The organism is Tomitella fengzijianii (genome assembly GCF_007559025.1).
GTDB classification, from domain to species: domain Bacteria; phylum Actinomycetota; class Actinomycetes; order Mycobacteriales; family Mycobacteriaceae; genus Tomitella; species Tomitella fengzijianii.
The window spans coordinates 3,097,501-3,117,439 of the sequence record NZ_CP041765.1; the positions used below are offsets into that span (position 1 = coordinate 3,097,501).

A 19,939-nucleotide genomic window follows, 5' to 3' on the forward strand; every position below is an offset into this window, starting at 1 on the left:
CGTCATCGTCGACCGACTCGACGGAACCGGTCAGCGTCAGCGTGTCGTACGCGTACCAGGGCACGCCCAGGCGCAGGGAGATCGACCGGATGACGGCCTTCTGCCCTGCCCAGTCGGTCACGTACCGCTGGACCAGCCCGGTGTCGGTGAGGATGTTGACGAACATGTCCTTGGACCCGCGCGTCTGCGCCCGGTCGCGGTCGTGGTGCACGTCCTCGAAGTCGCGCGTGGCCAGGGCCGACGCGACGATGAAGGTGGGGGTGCCCTCGATCTTCAGCTCCGGGAGCGCGTCGCCGGCCGCCACTGCGGGCGGCCCGGCCGGGGGCGCCGCCACGGGGGCGCCGGGTGTGCTGGGGCTCATCGCATCTCCTTGGCTGCTTCGTCGACGGGTCGCCACGCGTAGAGCGTCCAGGCCTCGCGGCCCGACGCGTCGGGGTCCTCGGGGAAGTCGAGGAAATCGACCTCGACGGGCTGCCCGATGGCCACCGCGCCCGGGTCGACGCCGCGCAGCTCCCCGAGCATCCGTACGCCCTCCTCGAGCTCGACGAGCGCGATGACGAACGGCAGCTGCCGCCCGGGCACCTTGGGTGCGTGGTGGACGACGTAGCTGTACACCGTGCCCCGCCCGGATGCGACGACGTAGTCGGTGGTCTCGCCCTTGGGCTTCCACAGCGCGGGGAGCGGCGGGTGCTGCAGCGTGCCGTCCTCGAGCTTCTGGATGCGCAGCTCGTGCGCGGCGACGCCGTCCCAGAAGAACTCGGTGTCGCGGGACGCCTGCGGTCGCATCATCTTCGTGCCGTCGAGGTCGTCGACGGGGTCGCCGCTGGCCGAACGCGCCTCGGCCGGCCCGGCCGATGCGCCGCCGGTGCTGCTCGGCGGACGGAACTTCAGGATCCGGAACTCCATCTCGGCCACCACGTCACCGGCGGCGTCGCGCCAGAAATTGCGGGTGGTGAAGAACCAGCCCTCGCCCAAACCCGTCTTCTTGGGGCCGACGACGTCCTCGAGCACCGACTCGATCGTGACCTCGTCGCCGGGCTGCAGGTAGCGGTGATACACCTGGTTGCAGTTGGTGGCGACGACGGACGTGAAGCCGGCGTCGTTGAGGATGTCGGTCATGCGCCCCAGCGGGTCGTCGGCCTCGCGCACCGCGCCGAGCCCGCGCATCGTCCACACCTGCGCCATGGCGGGCGGCGCCACGATGCCGTCGTGACCGGCCGCGCGGGCGGCGGCGGCGTCGACGTAGACGGGGTTGCGGTCGCCGATGGCCTCAACCCAGTTGTTCACCATCGGCTGGTTGATCGGGTCGCGTCCCCTGCGCCGCGCGCTCGCACCGTCGTCACGCACGCGCTGGGCGGCGTCGAGGATGTCCTGATCCGTCATGTGCGTCTCCTGTGCGGTCACCGGCGCGACACCTTCGGCAGTCCGAGGCCGGCGGTGGAGATCAGGTCGCGCATGACCTCGTTGACGCCGCCGCCGAACGTGATGACCAGGTTGCGCTTGGTCTGCGCGTCCAGCCAGCGCAGCAGGTGGCCGGTCTCCGGGTCGGCCGGGTCGCCCCAGCGGCCCACGACCTCCTCGGCGACGCGACCCATGCGCTGCACCTGCTCGGTGGCGAAGACCTTGGTGGCCGACGCGTCCGCCATGTCGAGGTCGCCGGTGTTCGCCGCGACCTGCCAGTTCAGCAGCTCGTTGAGCCGGTAGATCGCCCGGATCTCGCCGAGCGCACGCTGCACGTCGGGTTGGGAGGCGATGGGGGCGCCGTCGGGCCCCTCGCGCTTGGCCCACTCGCTGACGTGGTCGTACAGGCCGCCGATGCGCCCGCACGGCCCGAGCATGACGCGCTCGTGGTTGAGCTGGGTGGTGATCAGGCGCCAGCCCTTGTTCTCCTCGCCCACGAGCATCGAGGCGGGCACGCGCACGTCCTCGTAGTACGTGGCGTTGACGTGGTGCGCGCCGTCGGCGGTGATGATCGGGGTCCAGGAGAACCCGGGATCCTTCGTGTCCACGATGAGGATCGTGATGCCGCGGTGCCGGTCCTCCACGGTGCCGGTGCGCACCGCCAGCCAGATGTAGTCCGCCTGGTGCCCGCCCGTGGTGAAGATCTTCTGGCCGTTGATCACATACTCGTCGCCGTCTCGCACGGCGGAGGTGCGCAGCGAGGCGAGGTCGGTGCCCGATTCCGGCTCGGTGTAGCCGATCGCGAAGTGCACCTCGCCGGCCAGGATGGCGGGCAGGAACCTGCGCTTCTGCTCGTCGGTCCCGTACCGCTGGAGCGTCGGCCCCACCGTCTGCAGCGTCACCGACGGCAGCGGCACGTCCGCACGGACCGCCTCGTTGGTGAAGATCTGCTGCTCGATCTCGCCGAAGCCCTTGCCGCCGAACTCGGTGGGCCAGCCCACGCCGAGCCAGCCGTCGGAGCCCATGCGGCGGATGACGTTCTCGTACGCCGTGCCGTGGCGGTCGGTGAGCATCTCCTCGGCCTCGTCGGGCGAGATGAGGTTCGCGAAGTACTCGCGCAGTTCCGACTGCAGTTTGCGCTGCTCGGGGGTCAGATCGATGAGCATGCTGCCTCCACACCCAGGTCGCGGGCGCTCAGGGCGCCCAGGATGGTCAGACGGGACGCCGGGCCGCCGACGAGGCGCACCAGGTCCTTGGTCTGCTCGTAGTACAGGTGCGCCGCGTAGGTGACGTCGGCGCCGAGGCCGCCGTGCATGTGGCTGCACTGCTGCATGGCCACCGGCAGCTGCTCGGCCAGCCAGAACGCGGCGACCGCCGTGTCCTCCGCGGCGTCGAGCCCCTGCGCGAGCCGCCAGCATGCCGACGTGGCCGCCAGCTCCAGGGTGCGCGCGGTGACGTAGGCGTCGGCGACCTGCTGCGAGACCGCCTGGAACGCGGCGATGGGCTTGCCGAACTGTTCGCGCGTGCTCACGTGCTGCGCGGTGAGGTTGGTCATGCCCGTGCCCAGGCCGGCCGCCTGCGAGGCCAATGCCGCCAGCGCGATCCGGTACACGGCCTCCACCGGCGCGCCGGTGAGCATGGCGCCCGCGTCGACGCGCACGCCGTCGAGCACCACCGTGCACTCCGGCGCGAGCGACGCGGTGAACGTGCGGGTCAGCGTGACCCCGTCCGCGCCGGGCGCCACCACGGCGACGCCTGCCGACGTCGGCACCAGGATGTACGCGGCCTGCTCGGCGTAGCGCACCGCCACCTTGCGGCCGCTGACCACGTACCCGTCGCCGTCCGCCACCGCGGTGGTGGCGGGCTCGGCGGGCATCGGCGCCCCCGGCTCGTTCAGCGCGGCCGTGAGGATCGCGCCGCCCGGGACCCCGGACAGGAAACGTTGCGCGTCCCCGCCGAGCGCGAGCAGCGGCAGCACGCCGAACCCGAGGGTCTCAAGGACCGGCGCCTGCGCCGCCTGCCGGCCGACCTGGTCCAGCAGCACCCCGATCTCCGCGATGCCGAGGTCGTCGCCGCCCAGCGATTCCGGCAGCGGCAGCGAGAGCACGCCCTCGTCGGCGAGCCGCTTCCACAGCGTCTCGTCCCACACCGGGGATTTCCTGTCCATGGCGGCGAGGGTCTCGGCGCTCGCCGCCGTCTGCAGCACGGTGGCGGCCACTTCGGCCACCGCCTGCTGCTCACTTCCCAGAGTGAAGTCCACCTGAAAACCGTCCTATCGAACTAAGTGGAAGCATTTGTCACGATCCGTTCCGTCGCACCGCGCGGGACGCGACCAGGGCACCGGCGCCCGTGTGCGTACTGATACTCCGGCTCGCATTGAATCACCGCCGGGGCCGCCGGGGCACGTGCCGGGCCCGCTGTCCGGTAGCGGCCCCGACCGGCGGCATCACCCGCGGGGCAGGCCCAGCAGTCGTTCGGCGGCGACGGTGAGCAGAATCTGCTCGGTGCCGCCGGCGATCGACAGGCACCGATGGTGCAGGACCTTCTTGATCTGCGGCCCCCACACCGCGCCGCGCACGCCCGCGATCTCGAGTGCCGCGTCGGCGAGCGCCTGGCGGTGGCGCACGCCGATGATCTTGCGCACGCTCGACCCCGGCCCGGGATCCTGCCCCTCGAGTGCCCGGATCGCGGTGCGCAGTCCCAGCAGCGAACCGGTGGTGCCCTCCGCCACCTGCGCGCCCAGCGTGTCGAGCTCGGTGTCGCCCAGGCCTCCTGCGGCGCCGTGGATCTCGGAGATGAGCCCCTCCATCTCGTCGCCCATCGCCGAACCGCCGCCCATGGCGACGCGTTCGTTGGCGAGAGTGGTGCGCGCCAGCCGCCAGCCGCCGTCGACCTCCCCCACCACGCACTCGTCGGGGACCACGACCCCCTCGAGGAACACCTCGTTGAACAGGGCGTCCCCCGTGATCTCGCGCAGCGGGCTGATCCGGATGCCCGCCGACTTCATGTCCACCAGGAAGTACGTGATGCCCTTGTGCTTGGGCGCGTCCTTGTCGGTGCGTGCGAGGCAGATGGCCCAGTCGGACTGCACCGCCAGCGAGGTCCACACCTTCTGGCCATCGAGCTTCCAGCCGCCGTCGACCCGCTCCGCGGTGGTGCGCAGCGCGGCCAGGTCCGATCCGGCGCCCGGCTCGGAGAACAGCTGGCACCAGGAGATCTCGCCGCGCAGCGTGGCGGGGACGAAGCGGTCGATCTGCTTCTGCGTGCCGTGCGCGATGATCGTCGGCGCGGCCCAGGCGCCGATCACCAGGTCGGGCCGGTGGATGCCCGCACGGTCGAGTTCCTCGTCGATGAGCACCTGCGCGCCGGCCGACGCGGCGCGCCCGTACGGCTTCGGCCAGTGCGGCGTCAGCAGCCCGGACGCGGCCAGCTCCGCGCGCTGCCTGCCCTCGTCGAGCTGCGCGATCTTCTCGGCCTCGGCGCGCACCTCGGCGCGGCCCGCCTCGGTGGCCTCGTCGAGCTGCAGGCGCAGTGTGCGGCGCGCGCCGCCGAGGGTCAGCTCGGCCACGCGGCGGCGCCACGCGGCCGACCCGCCGAGCACCTGCCGCAGCGCCAGCGCCCGCCGGAAGTACAGGTGCGCGTCGTGCTCCCAGGTGAACCCGATCCCCCCGAGCATCTGGATGCAGTCCTTCGCGTTGTCCACCGCGCAGTCCAGCGCGGCCGCGGCGGCCACGGAAGCCGCGATGTGGAGCTCCCCGCCGGCGGCGCCCTCGTCGACGGACTCGTCGACGGCCACCGCCGCGTCCCACGCGACGGCGCGCGCCTGTTCGGCGCGGCAGAGCATCTCGGCGCACAGGTGCTTGACGGCCTGGAACCGCCCGATCGGCTGGCCGAACTGCTCGCGGATCTTCGCGTACTCGACCGCGGTGTCGAGCAGCCACCCGGCGAGTCCGGCGGCCTCGGCGGCCGCGAGGGTCGCGAACAGGTCGTGCACGAGCCCCGCGCGCAGCCCCGTGAGGACACGCCCGGCCGGCACGGCGACCGCGTCGCAGTGCACAGTGGCCATGGGCACGGAGAAGTCCGCCGCCTGCTGCGGGTCGGCACGGACGCCCTCGGCGCCGGCGTCGAGGAGCACCCACGTCTCCCCGTCCGCGTCGTCGCCGCCCGCCAGGCGCACCAGGATGAGGCCGTCTTCGTCGTACCCGTAGACGAGGCCGGCGTCCCCGGTCAGCGACAGGCCGCCGTCCGGGGTGCCCGACCCGGCTGCGCCGGCCGGCTCCACCGCGAGACCGCAGGTGCGTTCGCCCGCGGCCAGGGCCGGCGCCAGCTCGTCGGCGGCCGCCCCGCCCGCCTGCGCGAGCACCAGTCCCGCGAGCGCTCCGGTGAGGACCGGCCCCGGGGCCAGCGCGGCGGCGGCCGACTCGAGCATCGCCGCCAGGTCGGCGACGGTGCCGCCCGCCCCGTCGAGCTCCTCGGGCAGCGCCACCGAGAGCACTCCGAGATCCGCCATGGCCGGGTAGAGTCCGCGCCACGAGCGCGGATCGTCCTCGGATCGCCGCACGGTCTCCAGCGGCGAGGCCGAGCGCGCCCAGGCGCCGATGGAGTCCTGTACCGCCTGTTGTTCCGCGGTGGTCGCGATGGTCACGGTTCCTCCTGGCCGGTCATTCGTCAGATCCGCTCCATTCTGGGCGTTAACACCCGCGAGCGGTGCGGCAGACTCGATCAGTGGTCCGCGGCGGACTGCGCGTGGCGCAGCGCACGGCCGCCGCCCGGATCGAGACAAAGCCTCGCCCAACCTTAGAACGTGTTCTAATATGAGGTGTCATTCGGGTCGAGACCGCATCTCGGCCTCCCGGAGAGTGGTACACCGGTTGACAACCCGGCGCGCCGCGTAACCGTAGCCTGAACGCCACGGCCGCACAGCGCACGATCGATGCACCGTGCCGGGTCGATACACAGTGCCGATGCCCCACACGGCCACACGGATATTCGAGGTAGTCCCATGGCAAGCAGTTCCCGCACCACCGCCCGCGACGGTGTCATCCCGACCCTGCGCGACGACGACCTGAATTCCACCGCGCAACGGGATCGGCGCCGCCGCATCCTCGACTCCACGTTGGCGCTCGCGTCCCGCGGCGGGTACGACGCCGTGCAGATGCGCGCCGTGGCGGACAGGGCGGACGTCGCCGTGGGCACCCTCTACCGGTACTTCCCGTCCAAGGTGCACCTGCTGGTATCGGCGCTGGCGCGCGAGTTCGAACGCATCGACACCAAGACGGACCGCCGCATGCCGGCCGACCTGTCCACCCGGGAACGCCTGGAGCTGATGATCGGCCAGATCACGACGGTGATGCAGCGCGACCCGCTCCTGACCGAGGCGATGACGCGCGCGTTCATGTTCGCCGACGCCTCGGCGTCCGCGGAGGTGGCGCGGGTCGGCGAGCTCATCGACCGCATCTTCGCCCGCGCCCTCACCAATTCCGAGCACCCCACGGCCTACGAGCTCAACGTCTCGCGCGTGATCTCCGACGTGTGGATGTCGAACCTCGTCGCCTGGCTCACCCGGCGCGCCACCGCCGTCGACGTGGCCGATCGCCTCACGCTGACCATCCGGCTGCTCATGGGCGACCGCGCCGACGCGGTGGACCCGGCGCCGAGCGACGCGCCGGCCGCGCCGGATGCATCCGGATCCGCCGGCACCGCGTGACCGGCGGGGGCGCACATCGCGCAGCGTGATCCGCCGGGCGTGACGCGGCACGCACCGGGCCCGCGGACCCGGCGACGGCGCCGGTGGTGGCACTAGACTTCGGCTGCACGGACCGCAACCGTCCGCCGCAGGCGGGCGCGTGCGGTCGCCCCGCTCCCGAAAGCCCAGGACTGCCGCTGTGTCATCCCTGCCCGACGACCTCCGACGCACGCTGACCGCCCTGGCACGCGTGCCGCGGCTGCTCGTCGCGTCCGACTACGACGGCACGATCGCGCCCATCGTCAACAATCCCGTCGAGGCCTACCCGCGCCCGGAGTCGGTCACGGCACTGCGCAATCTCGCCACACTGCCCGGCACCGTGGCGGCGGTGATCTCCGGCCGCGCCCTGCGCGACCTGGCCACGCTTTCGCGGCTGCCGTCCGAGGTGCACCTGGTGGGCAGCCACGGCTCCGAGTTCGACATCGGGTTCATCGAGGAGATCGACGCACCGGCCCGCGCCCTGCTGGGCCGCGTGGTGGACGCGCTCGAGGAGGTCGCCGCGGGGGTGCCCGGCGCCGGCGTGGAGGTCAAGCCGGCCAGCGCCGCGCTGCATGTGCGCAACGTCGAGGACTCCGCCGCGGCGGATGCGGCCGTGCACTCCGTGCGCGTCGGGGCGGCGGCGTGGTCGGGGGTGCAGTGCACCGAGGGCAAGGCGGTGATCGAGCTGTCGGTGGTGACCACCGACAAGGGCGATGCGCTGGACATCCTGCGCCATCGGGAGGGCGCGTCGGCCACGGTGTTCCTGGGCGACGATGTCACCGACGAGAAGGCGTTCCGCCGCCTCCACGGGCCCGATGCCGGCATCAAGGTGGGCCCGGGGCCCACCGGCGCGCACTTCCGCGTGGGGGGCACCGAGGACGTGGCGCGGGTGCTGGCCTTCCTGCTCGAGCAGCGGCGCGCGTGGCTGCTGGGCGCGCACGCCACGCCCATCGAGCGGCACACCATGCTGGCCTCACCCGACGCCAAGGCGCTGGTGACGCCCACCGGATCGATCAACTGGCTCTGCCATCCGGACCCCGACTCCGCCGGGCTGTTCTCGGCACTGCTGGGCAGCGACTCCGCCGGACACTTCACCGTGGTCCCCGAGCATGACGGCCTGCCGCTGAGCCAGGAGTACGTCGACGGGACGATGACCGTGGAGACCCGCTGGGCGTCCCTGCTGGTGACCGACTATCTGCCGCACGATGCCGCACGCGGCCGGGTGAACCTCACGCGCGTGATCAGCGGGACGGCACCGTGCCGCGTCGTGTTCGCGCCCCGGCCCGAGTTCGGGCAGGTGCGGGTGCAGATCGAGGCGGACGTCGACGGCCTGCGCGTGCAGGGCACCAACGATCCGATCGTGCTGCGCTCCCCCGGCGTCCGCTGGCGCATCGTCGGCGACGGGCTCCAGCAGTCCGCCGAGGCCGTGGTGGACCCGTCCGGCGCGCCCGTGGTGCTGGAGCTGCGGTGCGGCACCGACGATCTTTCCGCCGCACCGCGCCCGGAGGCCGAGATCCGGGCCGAGGCCGAGGACTACTGGCGCACGTGGGCGCAGTCGCTCACGTTGCCGCCGCTCAAGCCGTCGCTGATGAAGCGCAGCGCACTGACGCTGCGCGGCCTGGTGCACGCGGACACCGGGTCGATCATGGCCGCGGCCACCACGTCGCTTCCCGAGGAGATCGGCGGCGTCCGCAACTGGGACTACCGCTACTGCTGGCTGCGCGACGCCTCGATGACGGCGTCCGCGCTGGTCTCGGTCGGGTCGCTCGGCGAGGCCGCCGGGCTGCTCGACTGGCTGCACCGCGTCCTGGGCACGCTCTCCGGCCCGGAGCGCCTCAACCCGCTCTACACGCTCGACGGCGCGGGGCTGCCGCCCGAGGCCGTGCTCGACGCCCTGCCGGGGTACGCGGGTTCCCGGCCGGTGCGTGTGGGCAACGCCGCAAATCAGCAGGTGCAGTTGGACGTGTTCGGCCCCATCACCGAGCTGATCGCCGACCTCGCGCGCGCCCGGCGCGCGGTGGGGGCGGACGCCGCCGACGCGCTGACGGACCGGGACTGGGCGCTGGTGCGGGCGATGACCTCGGCCGTCGCGCAGCGCTGGACCGAGCCGGACAACGGGATCTGGGAGATCCGCGGAGCACCGCGGCACCACGTGTACTCGAAGGTGATGTGCTGGGTCACCATCGACCGGGCGCTGTCGCTCTCCTCGGACTTCGGGCGCGAGGCCGAGCCGGAGTGGGAGTCGCTGCGGGCCAAGATCGCCGACGACGTGATCGAGAACGGCTGGAGCGGGCAGGCGCACTCCTACACCGCCGCCTACGACGGGGTGGACCTGGACGCCGCGTCGCTGTTCATCGGGCTGTCCGGCCTGCTGGACGCGGCCGACCCGCGCTTCGCCGCCACCGTCTCCGCCACCGAGGCCGTGCTGCGCAGCGGGTCCACGGTGTACCGGTACCGCTCGGACGACGGCCTGCCCGGCACCGAGGGCGGATTCCATCTGTGCGCGGCATGGCTGGTGGAGGCGTACCTGCTGGTGGGTCAGCGCCGCCAGGCGGAGGCGCTGTTCAATCAGCTCGTCGCCGCGGCGGGCCCCACCGGCCTGCTGCCGGAGGAGTACGACCCCGTGGCCGAGCGCGCCCTGGGCAATCATCCGCAGGCGTACAGCCACATCGGGATCCTGCGCTGCGCGCAGCTGCTGTCCGCGGAGTAATCCTCGCCTCACCACCGCGCGTTCCGGCGCGCCCTTGCGCTACTCTGTAATGACAATCGTTTTCATCAAGCGATCCATCACAGAAGCGATCCGTTCGAGTTGCGACGCGTTCGGGCACCCGCGTGTCCGAGCGCGACCACCGTCCCCGGCGGCACCGTCCGTCGCCGCCGGCGTGGCGCAGCGACGAGCGCCGGCGAGGAAGGGGCCCGAATGCGCTGGCAGCCGCGCGCCCGCCGAACCGCCCGCACCGCGGCGGGCCGGCGCCCCCACGCCGCCCGGGTGGCGTCGGCGGCCGTGGCGTTGACCGCGCTCGCGGCGGCCGGCTGCGCCTCCGCGGGCACCGCCCCCTCCGACGGCCGCATCTCCGTCGTCGCCTCCACCCCGGTGTGGGCGGAGATCGCCGAGCAGATCGGCGGCTCCGCGGTGGACGTGCGGTCGATCGTGCCGCAGGGCCAGGATCCGCACGAGTTCCAGGTCACCCCCACGGACGCGCTCGCGGTGGACCGGGCGGACGTGCTGGTGGCCAACGGCGGCGGGTACGACGCCTTCTTCTCGTCGCTGCTCCGTGGCGTATCCGCCACCGCTCCCCTGATCGACGCGGCGGAGCTGCACGCGACGGCCGCCGATCGGGCAGTCGATGGAGGGCATGCCGGGGAAACGGACGGCGGACGGGAGCACGCCGACGAACACGACGACGGTGACGGCCACGACCACGATCAGGGCCATGGCCACGGTCATGATCACGGTCATGATCACGGGGCGGCCAACGAGCACCTGTGGTTCGACCTCCGCACGGTCGACGCCGTCGCGGCCGACCTCGCCGGGCACCTGGCGCGGATCGTGCCCGCGGAGGCGGACGCGTTCCACGCCCGCGCTGATGCGCTGCACCAGGAGCTGCAGTCGCTCGAGGACCAGTCCGCCGCCATCGCCGCGGGCCGCCCCCGCCCCGTCATCGCCACCGAACCGGTGGCCCACTACCTGCTGGCCGCCGCCGGCATCGAGGACCTGACCCCGCCGGAGTTCGGCGAGGCCATCGAGCACGGCTCCGATCCGGCGCCCGCGGTGATCGCGCGCCTCAAGTCGCTGCTGGCCGGCGGCGACGTGGCCGCGCTGGTCTACAACACGCAGACCGACAGCCCCACCACCGAGGCGGTGCTCCGCGACGCCGAACGCGCCGGCCTCCCCGTCGTCGAGGTCGCGGAATCCCCGCCCGACGGCATCCCCTACACCGAATGGGTGCACACGATCCTCACCGCACTGGGAAAGGCGACCGCCCGATGACCACGCAACCCGCCCCGGCCGCCGCCGACGGCCGGAAGACTCCGGAACCTGTGCCCGCTCTCGCGCTGCGCGGCGCCGGCCTGGGCTTCGGCGACCGCACGCTGTGGTCCGGGCTGGACCTCACGGTGCACCCCGGCGAGTTCATCGCCGTGCTCGGACCCAACGGTTCCGGAAAGTCGAGCCTGCTCAAGGTGCTGCTGGGGCTGCAGCCGCTCAGCCACGGAGAGGCGGAGGTGACGGGCAGGGCGGTCCGCACCGGCAACGACCGGGTCGGCTACATCCCGCAGCAGAAGATGATCGACCCGGGGACCACCGTGCGCGGCCGGGACCTGGTGGGCTTCGGGCTCGACGGCCACCGGTTCGGGGTGGGACTGCGCGGCAGGCGCCGGCGCCGGGAGAAGGTCGACGCCGCGCTCGCGGAGGTCGGCGCCGGCGCGTACGCCGACCGGCCGATGGGCGTGCTGTCCGGCGGCGAGCAGCAGCGTCTCCGCGTGGCGCAGGCGCTGTGCGGCGACCCGGCGGTGCTGTTGTGCGACGAGCCGCTGCTCAGCCTGGACCTGGCCAACCAGCAGACGGTGGCCAGGCTGATCGACCACCGCCGCCACGAGGCCGGCACCGCGGTCCTGTTCGTCACCCACGAGGTCAATCCGATCCTGCCGATGGTCGACCGGGTCCTGTACATCGTCGACGGACGGTTCGCCGTCGGCACGCCCGACGAGGTCCTCACCACCGAGGTGCTCACCGACCTGTACCGCACCCCGGTGGACGTGCTGCGGGTACACGGCCGCGTGATCGTCGTCGGCGCCACCGATGCCCCGCTGGACCCGCACTGCCAGGCCTCGCCGATGGCGCCGGACGGCCGGCCCGGCGCCGATGCGGACGGCCCCGCGGCCGCGGGCCGGACGGCGGCCCTGCGATGAACGACAAGCTGACGCAGCTGATCGACAACCTGTTCGCCTTCGAGACGACCGGCGCCCTGCTGCAGATGGACTTCGTGCGCAACGCCCTGATCGCCGCGGCCGTCATCGGGCTGGTCTCGGGCATGATCGGCCCGCTGATCGTCACCCGCCAGATGTCCTTCGCCGTGCACGGCACCTCCGAGCTGTCGATGGCCGGAGCCGCGTTCGGGCTGCTGTTCGGCATCGACGTGGGCGTGGGCGGGCTGGCAGGCGCTGTGGTGGCGGCGGTGGCCTTCGGCCTGCTCGGCACCCGCGTCCGCGAGCGCGACTCGGTGATCGGCGCGATCCTGGCCTTCGGCCTGGGCCTGTCGGTGTTGTTCATCTGGCTCAACCCGGACCGCACGTCCAACAAGTTCTCGCTGCTGGTCGGCCAGGTGGTCAGCGTGGACACCGCGGGGATCTCGCTGCTGGTGTGGTCCGCCGTGGTGGTGCTGGCGGTGCTCGCCATCGTCTACCGGCCGTTGTGGTTCGCCAGCGTCGACCCGGACGTGGCCGCCGCCCGCGGGGTGCCGATGCGGCTGCTGTCGATGGTGTTCGCGGTGCTCATCGGCATCACGGCCGCCATGGGCGTGCAGATCGTGGGCGCGCTGCTGGTGCTGTCGCTGCTGATCACCCCCGCCGCGGCCGCCGGCCACGTCACGTCCAGTCCGCTCCGCGCCACCGTGCTCTCGGTGGTGTTCGCGGAGGTCTCCGTGGTGGGCGGAATCATCCTGTCGCTGGCGCCGGGCGTACCCGTCTCGGTGTTCGTCACCGCCATCTCGTTCGCGATCTACGTGGTCTGCCGGTCGGTGGCGGCGGTGCGCGCCCGCCGCGCCTGCCTGCACCGGAGGGCGGGCGCCGAGCCTGCGCCGCAGGCGACGGACCCCGAGCCCGTCGGCGCGTGACGCGGCGCGGCGTCTATCCGCGCACTCCGGACGTCTTGCCGATCCCCGTGGGGAGACCTGCGGAGCGCTGCGCCTCCCACAGCGCCGCGAGCCTTGCCCGCACCTCGCCGGGGAAAGGGGCCGCCCGGCGTGCCCCGAGGTCGAAGTGCAGGTCCAGCTGCTCGCCTGCGGCCACGCGGATCCCGGACTCGAGCGAGCGCATCTCGTGGAAGAAGTGCAACCGCTTGTCATCGACGCCCAGCAGCCAGGAGTCCACCGCGATGCCCTCGCCGAGCCGCGCGGAACGGGAGTGCTCGCCGGTCATGACCCCGGGTACTAGGCAGGCCCGCCGCCCCCGGCCGGAACGCCGGTCCCGCGCACCGGGAGGCGGCCGCGTCCGCACACGTCGGTGCCCGCCCCGTGGGAACATGGTGGCGTGACGGTGATCGACCTCAACAGCGACCTCGGCGAGGGCTTCGGCGCCTGGCCGCTGGGCGACGACGCCGCCATGCTCGCGCTCGTCACCTCCGCCAACCTGGCGTGCGGATTCCACGCCGGCGACCCGGCCACGCTCCTCGACACCGCGGGCGCCGCGGTGGAACGCGACGTGCGGGTGGGCGCCCAGGTGGGCTACCGCGATCTGGCGGGGTTCGGCCGCAGGTTCATCGACATGACGCCGCGCGACCTCACCGCGGACGTGATCTACCAGATCGGCGCGCTCGACGGCCTGGCCCGGGTGCGGGGCGGCCGTGTGCGTTACGTGAAGCCGCACGGCGCGCTCTACAACGCCGTCGTGCATCACGAGGGCCAGGCGCGCGCCGTCGTCGACGCGGTCCGGGCCTACGACCCGGCGCTGCCGGTGCTGGGGCTGCCGGGGTCGGTGTTCCTCCAGACCGCCGAGCGCGCGGGGCTGCGCGCCGTCGCCGAGGCCTTCGCCGACCGCGGCTACACCCCGGCGGGCACGCTGGTGCCGCGCGGCGAGCGCGGCGCGCTGCTCACCGACCCCGACGCCATCGCCGCGCGGGTGCTCGCCATGGTCGAGGACGGTGCGGTCACGGCGGTCGACGGCGCCCGGATCCCGGTCGCCGCCGAGTCGGTGTGCGTGCACGGGGACACCCCCGGCGCCGTCGCGATGGCACGTTCCGTGCGCGCGACGCTCGACCAGGCCGGGATCGGCCTCCGCCCGTTCACGTGAGGGCGGGGCCACGATGGGCACGGCGGACGGCCGGCACGTGAGCGGCGGGCACAACGACGGCGGGGACAGGGTGCGCGTCCTCGCCGCGGGCGACGACGCCGTGCTCGTCGAGTTCCCGGACTCCGACGGACCGGTCGCCCCCGCAGTGCTGCCGTTCGTCGCCGCCGCCGCGCATGACCGACCACCCGGCGTCGTCGACGTGATCCCGGCCGCGCGCACCGCGGCCGTCACCTACCGCGCCGAGAAGATCGCCGCCCACGCGGTACGCGAGTGGTGCGCGGACCTCGCCGTCCGTGCGACCAGCGCTGCGGCGGCGGGCACGGGGACAGCGGGTGCGGAGACAGCGGGTGCGGAGACAGCGGGTGCGGAGACAGCGGGTGCGGGGACAGCGGGCGGCCCCGCGGAGCCGGCGCCGGAGGAAGTGGTGCTGCCCGTCGTCTACGACGGGCCCGACCTGGACGCGGTCTCCGCGGCCACCGGATTGTCCAAGGACGAGGTGATCGACGCGCACACGGGAACCGCGTGGACGGTCGCCTTCACCGGCTTCGCCCCCGGCTTCGGGTACCTCGTCGGCGGGGACCCGCGGCTGGCAGTACCTCGCAGGACCACGCCGCGCACCCGCGTCCCCGCGGGCAGCGTGGGTCTCGCCGGGCCGTTCAGCGGCGTCTATCCGCGGCCCTCGCCGGGCGGCTGGCAGCTCATCGGCACCACTGCCGCGGAACTGTGGCAGCCGCGCCGCGACGCCCCCGCGCTGCTCGCGCCGGGTGTCCGCGTGCGCTTCGAACGGCAGGGGCCGGCGGCATGACCGGGACGGACGGCGCGGAAGGCGAAGGCGCGGCGCACGACGGCTGCCTGGAGGTGGAGGAGCCGGGCCCCTTCACGACCGTGCAGGACGGCGGCCGCCCGGGCCTCGGCGCGCTGGGGGTGGGACGTTCCGGCGCCGCGGACCGGGCCGCGATGGCCGCGGCGAACCGCCTGGTGGGAAACCCAGAACGGGCGGCGGTGCTCGAGTCGACGATGGGCGGTCCGGCAGTGCGCGCCCGCCGTCCCGTGATGATCGCGGTCACCGGCCCCGCCACCGTCGTCGAGGTCGACGGCACGGCGGTGGGCTCGCATTGCCGCGTGCTCCTGCGCGCCGGTCAGGTGCTGTCCGTCGGCGCACCGCCGCACGGACTGCGGAACTATCTGGCGGTCCGCGGCGGGGTGACCGGGGTCCGCGGTGCGGACGGCTCGGTGCACGGGCCCGAGCTGGACAGCCTGGCGACGGACGTGCTCTCCGGGCTCGGGCCACCGGCGCTGCGCGCGGGCGACGTCCTCACGGCCGGCCGCGCCGCCGCGCCCCTGCCTTCCGCCGATCTCATCCCGCCCGACCGCGCCGCGCACACCGGCCCGGTCCGCCTGCCGGTGGTGTGGGGGCCGCGCGACGACTGGTTCACCGACGGCGCCCGGCGGCTGCTGGTGGGCGGCGAGTGGACGGTCACGCCCGACGCCGACCGGGTGGGCGCCCGGCTGCACGGCCCGGAGGGTCTGCGCCGCGCACGAGGTGGCGAGCTCGCCCCGGAGTCGATGGTCACCGGCGCGCTGCAGGTCCCCGCCGACGGGCTGCCGGTGCTGTTCCTGGCCGACCACCCGGTGACCGGCGGCTACCCGGTGATCGCGGTGGTGCGCGGCGCCGCGCTCGACGCGGCCGCACAGCTGCGCCCCGGGGACCGGGTGGTGTTCACCGCCGCCGGGTGAGGACCCTGCGCAGCGCGTCCACGACCGCCAGCCCGGCCGCGGCCATCATCACGATCGACGTGGTGACCCGCGCCCCGTCGTACATCGTCACCTCGATGGGGGGCAGCCCCTCGACGAGCACCGGGGTGCTCGCCGGCTGCACCGCCTGGTTCCAGAACCACACGGACATCGCGATGGCCACCAGCGCCACCAGGGTCTCCGCGGCGGCGATCCACCGGTTGCGCGTCACCGCAGCTCCCCGCCCGGTCGCGGCGCCGCCTTGCTGCCCGGGCCGCCCTTGCGCGGACGGCGACGGGCTACCAGCGGTTCGAGCTGCGCACGCAACGCCGCGTCGTCGCGGGCCCACGCCTGCCGCAGCGCGCCGGAGCGCAGCTGCACGCCGATCCCCCGCCGTCCCCGCGGGACCACGGACAGCCCGCCCAGCGAGCGCGCGGACTCCCACGGCTCACGCGGATCCTGGCGGGCGCGCCTCTTGGGGGCCGGCGGGAACACGTGGACGATGTCGGTGACGGCGATGTCGTCGGTGCCCAGGCGCAGCGTGCCCGCGGTCAGCTCGACGGCGGTGTGCGTGCGCGCGGCGTGGATGATGAGCGCTCCCACCGCCGCGAGGACCACGCCGGACACCAGCCACACGAGCACCGGCATGCCGCCGCCCATGGCCGCGTCGGTGGCGATGCCGACAAGCGCGAACGCGGGCGCCAGGACGATGGGCCACCAGCGTGCGCCGGGTTCGGAGAACAGCGGGGTGCTCACCGCGGCCGACCGCCGTAGAAGTACCGGTGCGCCTCGCCGCGGTGCACGATCACCGAGGCGCCTATCGCGAGCACGGCCTGCAGGATGGAACAGACCTCCAGCACGATGGACCCGCCGCTGTTGAAGCCCAGCAGCCCCTCGAACCCGATCACCGTGATGATCGCCGTGAACCCCACGAGCGCCGCACGCGCCCACGCCTTGCCCCGCAGCATCCGGTGCGCCACCAGCCACGTCAGGCCGATGACCACCGCGCCCAGCACGCCGATCACGCCCAGCGACACGTGGAAGCTGGACACCACGTCGGCGCGGGTGACCGGCTGTCCGTTGACGCCGCCGGAGAACTGTTCGAGCATCTCGTCGACCACGGTGTCCTGCAACCCCGACATCAGCAGGATCACGCCGATGGTGGTGCCGATGCCGAGCACCGCCACCACGCACCACAGCTCGTAGGCGATGCGCACCGCCGGCGGCGCCTCCGGGCGCTCGTCGCCGGAGCCTCCGCCGCCCTGCCCCGTCCCCGGGAACGGCGGCGGCGGGGCGCCCGGCATCTGCTGGTTGGTCCTCACGCGCGGATCACCACCGGTTCACCGCAGAATCGCGGCGGCCTCGGCCGCCCAGTAGGTGAGAACGATGTCCGCGCCGGCGCGGCGGATGGCGGTGAACGACTCGAGGATCATCGCGTCACGGTCGATCCACCCGTTCGCCGCCGCGGCGCTGATCATCGCGTACTCGCCGGACACCTGATACGCGGCGACGGGGACGGTGGCCTCGGCGGCCACTTCGCGCAGCACGTCCAGGTAGAGCATCGCGGGCTTGACCATGACCATGTCGGCGCCCTCGGCCAGGTCCAGGCGGGTCTCGCGCAGCGCCTCGCGGGCGTTGGCCGGGTCCTGCTGATAGGTTTTGCGGTCGCCCACGAGCGTGGAGCCGACCGCCTCCCGGAACGGCCCGTACAGGGCCGACGCGTACTTGGCGGAGTAGGCCAGGACGGAGGTGTGCCGGAAGTTCGCCGCGTCCAGCGCCGAGCGGATGGCGCCCACCTGGCCGTCCATCATGCCGCTGGGGCTCACCACGTGCGCGCCGGCCTCGGCCTGCGCCAGCGCCATGTCCACGTAGCGCTGCACCGTGAGGTCGTTGTCGATGCGCTCACGGCCGTTGGCGTCGCGGCTGAGCACGCCGCAATGCCCGTGGTCGGTGAACTCGTCCAGGCAGGTGTCGGCCATGATGACGGTGTCGTCGCCGAACTCGGACCGCAGCGCCGCGAGCGCCCGGTTGAGCACGCCGTCCGGGTCGTCGGCCCCGCTGCCGGTGGCGTCCCTGCGTTCGGGCACGCCGAAGAGCATCAGCCCGCCGACGCCGGCCGCGACGGCGTCGTGCGCCGCGCGCACCAGCGTGTCCTGCGTGTGCTGCACGACCCCGGGCATCGCCGCGATGGGCCGCGGGTCGGAGAGGCCCTCGGCCACGAACATGGGCAGCACCAGGTTGCGGGGCGTCGTGGTGGTCTCCGCCACGAGCCTGCGCATCGCCGGCGTGGTGCGCAGGCGCCGGGGACGGTGGTCTGGGTACACGCTCTCCTCCTTCGGACCCCGCCGGGCAGGGCCGCACCGCGCACGATACCCCGCGCCGCCCGGTCGGCGGCGCGGGAACCCGCCCGTCTCAGCGGCGGCGCGACTTCTTCCGCGGCGGCGGCAGAGCGCCCTCCGCCCGCAGCCGCGCGGCGTGCTCGGCCAGCGCCTCCACCAGCGGGATCACCTGGGAGACCTCCGGCTGCACGTCCACGCGCAGCCCGAACTCGCGGGCGGTCTCCGCCGTCTTCGGCCCGATGCAGGCGACGATGGTGCGGGCGTGCGGCTTGCCGGCGATGCCCACGAGGTTGCGCACCGTCGACGACGAGGTGAAGCACACCGCGTCGAACCCGCCGGTCTTGATCATCTCGCGGGTCTCCGCGGGCGGCGGCGAGGCGCGCACGGTCCGGTATGCGGTGACGTCGTCGATCTCCCAGCCGCGCTCGCGCAGACCCTCGGCGATGGTCTCGGTGGCGATGTCGGCGCGCGGGAGCAGCACCCGGTTGACGGGGTCGAGGACCTCGTCGAACGGCGGGAACTCCGACAGCAGCCCCTCACTGGACTGCTCGGTGGCCGGCGGGATCATCTCCGGTTCGATGCCGAACAGGCGCACCCGGTCCGCCGTCGCCTGGCCCACGCAGGCGATCTTGACCCCGGAGAACGCGCGCGCGTCCAGCCCGAACTCCTGGAACTTCTCCCACACGGCCTTGACCGCGTTGGTGGAGGTGAACACCACCCACTGGTAGCGGCCGTCGACGAGCCCCTTGATGGACCGCTCCATCTGCGCGGGGCTCCGGGGCGGCTCGACGGAAATGGTGGGCACCTCCCTGGGGATCGCGCCGTGGTCGACGAGGCGACTGCTCATCGCCGCGGCCTGGTCCTTGGTGCGCGGCACCAGCACCGTCCACCCGTACAGGGCGCGCGACTCCCACCACGACATCTTGTGCCGCTGCGAGACCACCTTGCCGATGGTGACGACCAGCGGCCCCACCATCTCGGAGCCGACCTCGTCGAGAGTGCCCAGCGTGGCCTCCACCGTGCGCTGGCGGCGCGTCGTGCCGCTGACCGTGATGGCCGCGGGGGTCGACCCGCTCATGCCGTGCTCCACCAGGGCGCCGGCCGTCTCGGCCAGGCGACCGGAGGTGGCGTGCAGCACCAGCGGGCCGGGGGCCGCGGCCAGCGCCGCCCAGTCGACCTCGCCGCGCACGTCGAACTCGGTGTGGGCGGAGCCGATGGGCATCCCGGCATAGGCGGGCACCGCGCTGCCGACGGGGACGCCCGGCACCACCTCGAAGTGCACCTGGGTGCGGGCGATCGCGGTGATCTCGGCGATCACCGAATCGGTGGTCATCGGGTCGCCGGAGACCAGACGGATCACGTCGTGACCCTGCTTGGCCTCGGCGACCAGCGCCTTGGCCACGTCCGCCGGGTCGCCCAGCGCCGGGCGCACGTCCGGGCCGCCCTCGCCCGTCTCCTCGTCGACTTCGAGCCCGGTGCCGATGAAGGACACGACGCCCTCGTCGACGTCGGCGTCGGTGTAGGCGACGACGGCGGCGGCGAGGACCTCGCGGGCCCGCAACGTCAGCAGGGCCGGATCGCTCGGACCGGCCCCCACGATCAGGATCCGGCCGGGAGTGGTCTTGCGTGCGCGGCTCATCGTTCGATCTCCAGAGTGAGTGCGAGGGTCAGTACGTGGTCTGGTGCGGCGGAACGCCGCGGTATGCGGGATGCGACCGGGCCTGTGGGCCCC

Annotated in this window: 19 protein-coding genes (1 of these 19 cut by a window edge); 8 read left to right on the plus strand and 11 right to left on the minus strand. The window is 73.5% G+C overall.

Features of this window, described 5'->3' with window-relative positions; all coding sequences use genetic code 11:
• The 5 genes from FO059_RS14125 to FO059_RS14145 all read right to left on the minus strand — a co-directional run.
• A protein-coding gene (locus FO059_RS14125) for a MaoC family dehydratase (RefSeq protein WP_233267121.1) crosses the window boundary here: on the minus strand, positions 1-361 show its 5' portion. Its footprint begins 107 nt before the window's first position; the window shows 361 of its 468 coding nt (coding positions 1-361); it begins with the start codon at positions 359-361; the stop codon falls past the left edge of the window.
• On the minus strand, positions 358-1,383 hold the full coding sequence (locus FO059_RS14130) for a bifunctional MaoC family dehydratase N-terminal/OB-fold nucleic acid binding domain-containing protein (protein ID WP_143909643.1): 1,026 nt from the start codon (positions 1,381-1,383) through the stop codon (positions 358-360). The genes FO059_RS14125 and FO059_RS14130 overlap by 4 nt, the downstream gene beginning before the upstream one ends.
• A 17-nt stretch (positions 1,384-1,400) precedes the next feature.
• Positions 1,401-2,567 (minus strand): acyl-CoA dehydrogenase family protein, encoded by a 1,167-nt coding sequence (locus tag FO059_RS14135; RefSeq protein WP_143909644.1) that lies wholly within the window; start codon positions 2,565-2,567, stop codon positions 1,401-1,403.
• The gene (locus tag FO059_RS14140; RefSeq protein ID WP_143909645.1) at positions 2,552-3,661 is read right to left on the minus strand and encodes an acyl-CoA dehydrogenase family protein; all 1,110 of its coding nucleotides are present in this window, start codon (positions 3,659-3,661) and stop codon (positions 2,552-2,554) included. The genes FO059_RS14135 and FO059_RS14140 overlap by 16 nt, the downstream gene beginning before the upstream one ends.
• Positions 3,662-3,847: 186 nt before the next feature.
• Positions 3,848-6,046, minus strand: a complete 2,199-nt coding sequence (locus FO059_RS14145; protein ID WP_143909646.1) for an acyl-CoA dehydrogenase — start codon at positions 6,044-6,046, stop codon at positions 3,848-3,850.
• A gap of 357 nt (positions 6,047-6,403) precedes the next feature.
• Between FO059_RS14145 and kstR the strand changes: the two genes are divergently transcribed.
• The 5 genes from kstR to FO059_RS14170 all read left to right on the plus strand — a co-directional run bounded on the left by kstR (position 6,404) and on the right by FO059_RS14170 (position 12,960).
• Positions 6,404-7,108, plus strand: coding sequence for a cholesterol catabolism transcriptional regulator KstR (gene kstR, locus FO059_RS14150; protein ID WP_143909647.1), 705 nt, complete (start codon positions 6,404-6,406; stop codon positions 7,106-7,108).
• A 178-nt stretch (positions 7,109-7,286) separates the two neighbouring features.
• Positions 7,287-9,836, plus strand: a complete 2,550-nt coding sequence (otsB, locus tag FO059_RS14155; RefSeq protein WP_143909648.1) for a trehalose-phosphatase — start codon at positions 7,287-7,289, stop codon at positions 9,834-9,836.
• A 210-nt stretch (positions 9,837-10,046) separates the two neighbouring features.
• Positions 10,047-11,117 (plus strand): metal ABC transporter solute-binding protein, Zn/Mn family, encoded by a 1,071-nt coding sequence (locus FO059_RS14160; RefSeq protein WP_143909649.1) that lies wholly within the window; start codon positions 10,047-10,049, stop codon positions 11,115-11,117.
• The gene (locus FO059_RS14165) at positions 11,114-12,037 is read left to right on the plus strand and encodes a metal ABC transporter ATP-binding protein (protein WP_143909650.1); all 924 of its coding nucleotides are present in this window, start codon (positions 11,114-11,116) and stop codon (positions 12,035-12,037) included. Before FO059_RS14160 ends, FO059_RS14165 begins: the two co-directional genes overlap by 4 nt.
• The gene (locus tag FO059_RS14170) at positions 12,034-12,960 is read left to right on the plus strand and encodes a metal ABC transporter permease (RefSeq protein ID WP_143909651.1); all 927 of its coding nucleotides are present in this window, start codon (positions 12,034-12,036) and stop codon (positions 12,958-12,960) included. Before FO059_RS14165 ends, FO059_RS14170 begins: the two co-directional genes overlap by 4 nt.
• A gap of 13 nt (positions 12,961-12,973) precedes the next feature.
• Here FO059_RS14170 and FO059_RS14175 read toward each other — a convergent pair whose 3' ends face one another.
• A complete protein-coding gene (locus FO059_RS14175) occupies positions 12,974-13,264 on the minus strand; it encodes a thioesterase family protein (RefSeq protein WP_143909652.1) in 291 nt (96 codons plus the stop codon).
• 111 nt (positions 13,265-13,375) lie between these two features.
• Between FO059_RS14175 and FO059_RS14180 the strand changes: the two genes are divergently transcribed.
• The 3 genes from FO059_RS14180 to FO059_RS14190 are packed head-to-tail and all read left to right on the plus strand — an operon-like array spanning position 13,376 to position 15,871.
• Positions 13,376-14,134 (plus strand): LamB/YcsF family protein, encoded by a 759-nt coding sequence (locus FO059_RS14180; RefSeq protein ID WP_143909653.1) that lies wholly within the window; start codon positions 13,376-13,378, stop codon positions 14,132-14,134.
• Positions 14,135-14,147: 13 nt separating this feature from the next.
• The gene (locus tag FO059_RS14185) at positions 14,148-14,939 is read left to right on the plus strand and encodes a 5-oxoprolinase subunit B family protein (RefSeq protein WP_143909654.1); all 792 of its coding nucleotides are present in this window, start codon (positions 14,148-14,150) and stop codon (positions 14,937-14,939) included.
• A complete protein-coding gene (locus FO059_RS14190) occupies positions 14,936-15,871 on the plus strand; it encodes a 5-oxoprolinase subunit C family protein (RefSeq protein WP_143909655.1) in 936 nt (311 codons plus the stop codon). The genes FO059_RS14185 and FO059_RS14190 overlap by 4 nt, the downstream gene beginning before the upstream one ends.
• On the opposite strand, the gene FO059_RS14195 is transcribed toward FO059_RS14190, so the two are convergent.
• From FO059_RS14195 to FO059_RS14215, 5 genes are all read right to left on the minus strand, one after another.
• Complete coding sequence (locus FO059_RS14195; protein WP_143909656.1) at positions 15,855-16,100, minus strand: hypothetical protein; 246 nt, start codon at positions 16,098-16,100, stop codon at positions 15,855-15,857. The genes FO059_RS14190 and FO059_RS14195 overlap by 17 nt on opposite strands.
• Positions 16,097-16,624, minus strand: coding sequence for a hypothetical protein (locus FO059_RS14200; RefSeq protein WP_233267120.1), 528 nt, complete (start codon positions 16,622-16,624; stop codon positions 16,097-16,099). Before FO059_RS14200 ends, FO059_RS14195 begins: the two co-directional genes overlap by 4 nt.
• Positions 16,621-17,190, minus strand: coding sequence for a hypothetical protein (locus FO059_RS14205; RefSeq protein ID WP_143909657.1), 570 nt, complete (start codon positions 17,188-17,190; stop codon positions 16,621-16,623). The genes FO059_RS14200 and FO059_RS14205 overlap by 4 nt, the downstream gene beginning before the upstream one ends.
• Positions 17,191-17,208: 18 nt before the next feature.
• Positions 17,209-18,192, minus strand: coding sequence for a porphobilinogen synthase (gene hemB / locus FO059_RS14210; protein ID WP_143909658.1), 984 nt, complete (start codon positions 18,190-18,192; stop codon positions 17,209-17,211).
• Between the two features lie 88 nt (positions 18,193-18,280).
• Positions 18,281-19,846, minus strand: a complete 1,566-nt coding sequence (locus tag FO059_RS14215; protein ID WP_143909659.1) for a bifunctional uroporphyrinogen-III C-methyltransferase/uroporphyrinogen-III synthase — start codon at positions 19,844-19,846, stop codon at positions 18,281-18,283.
• Between the last annotated feature and the right edge of the window lie 93 nt (positions 19,847-19,939).

Excerpts from the sequence above, each read along its gene's own strand:
- FO059_RS14130 (WP_143909643.1), bottom strand. The coding sequence starts at position 1,383 with ATGACGGATCAGGACATCCTCGACGCCGCCCAGCGCGTGCGTGACGAC.
- kstR (WP_143909647.1), top strand. The coding sequence starts at position 6,404 with ATGGCAAGCAGTTCCCGCACCACCGCCCGCGACGGTGTCATCCCGACC.
- FO059_RS14170 (WP_143909651.1), top strand. The coding sequence starts at position 12,034 with ATGAACGACAAGCTGACGCAGCTGATCGACAACCTGTTCGCCTTCGAG.
- FO059_RS14175 (WP_143909652.1), bottom strand. The coding sequence starts at position 13,264 with ATGACCGGCGAGCACTCCCGTTCCGCGCGGCTCGGCGAGGGCATCGCG.
- FO059_RS14165 (WP_143909650.1), top strand. The coding sequence starts at position 11,114 with ATGACCACGCAACCCGCCCCGGCCGCCGCCGACGGCCGGAAGACTCCG.
- FO059_RS14190 (WP_143909655.1), top strand. The coding sequence starts at position 14,936 with ATGACCGGGACGGACGGCGCGGAAGGCGAAGGCGCGGCGCACGACGGC.
- FO059_RS14215 (WP_143909659.1), bottom strand. The coding sequence starts at position 19,846 with ATGAGCCGCGCACGCAAGACCACTCCCGGCCGGATCCTGATCGTGGGG.
- FO059_RS14185 (WP_143909654.1), top strand. The coding sequence starts at position 14,148 with ATGGGCACGGCGGACGGCCGGCACGTGAGCGGCGGGCACAACGACGGC.
- FO059_RS14160 (WP_143909649.1), top strand. The coding sequence starts at position 10,047 with ATGCGCTGGCAGCCGCGCGCCCGCCGAACCGCCCGCACCGCGGCGGGC.
- FO059_RS14135 (WP_143909644.1), bottom strand. The coding sequence starts at position 2,567 with ATGCTCATCGATCTGACCCCCGAGCAGCGCAAACTGCAGTCGGAACTG.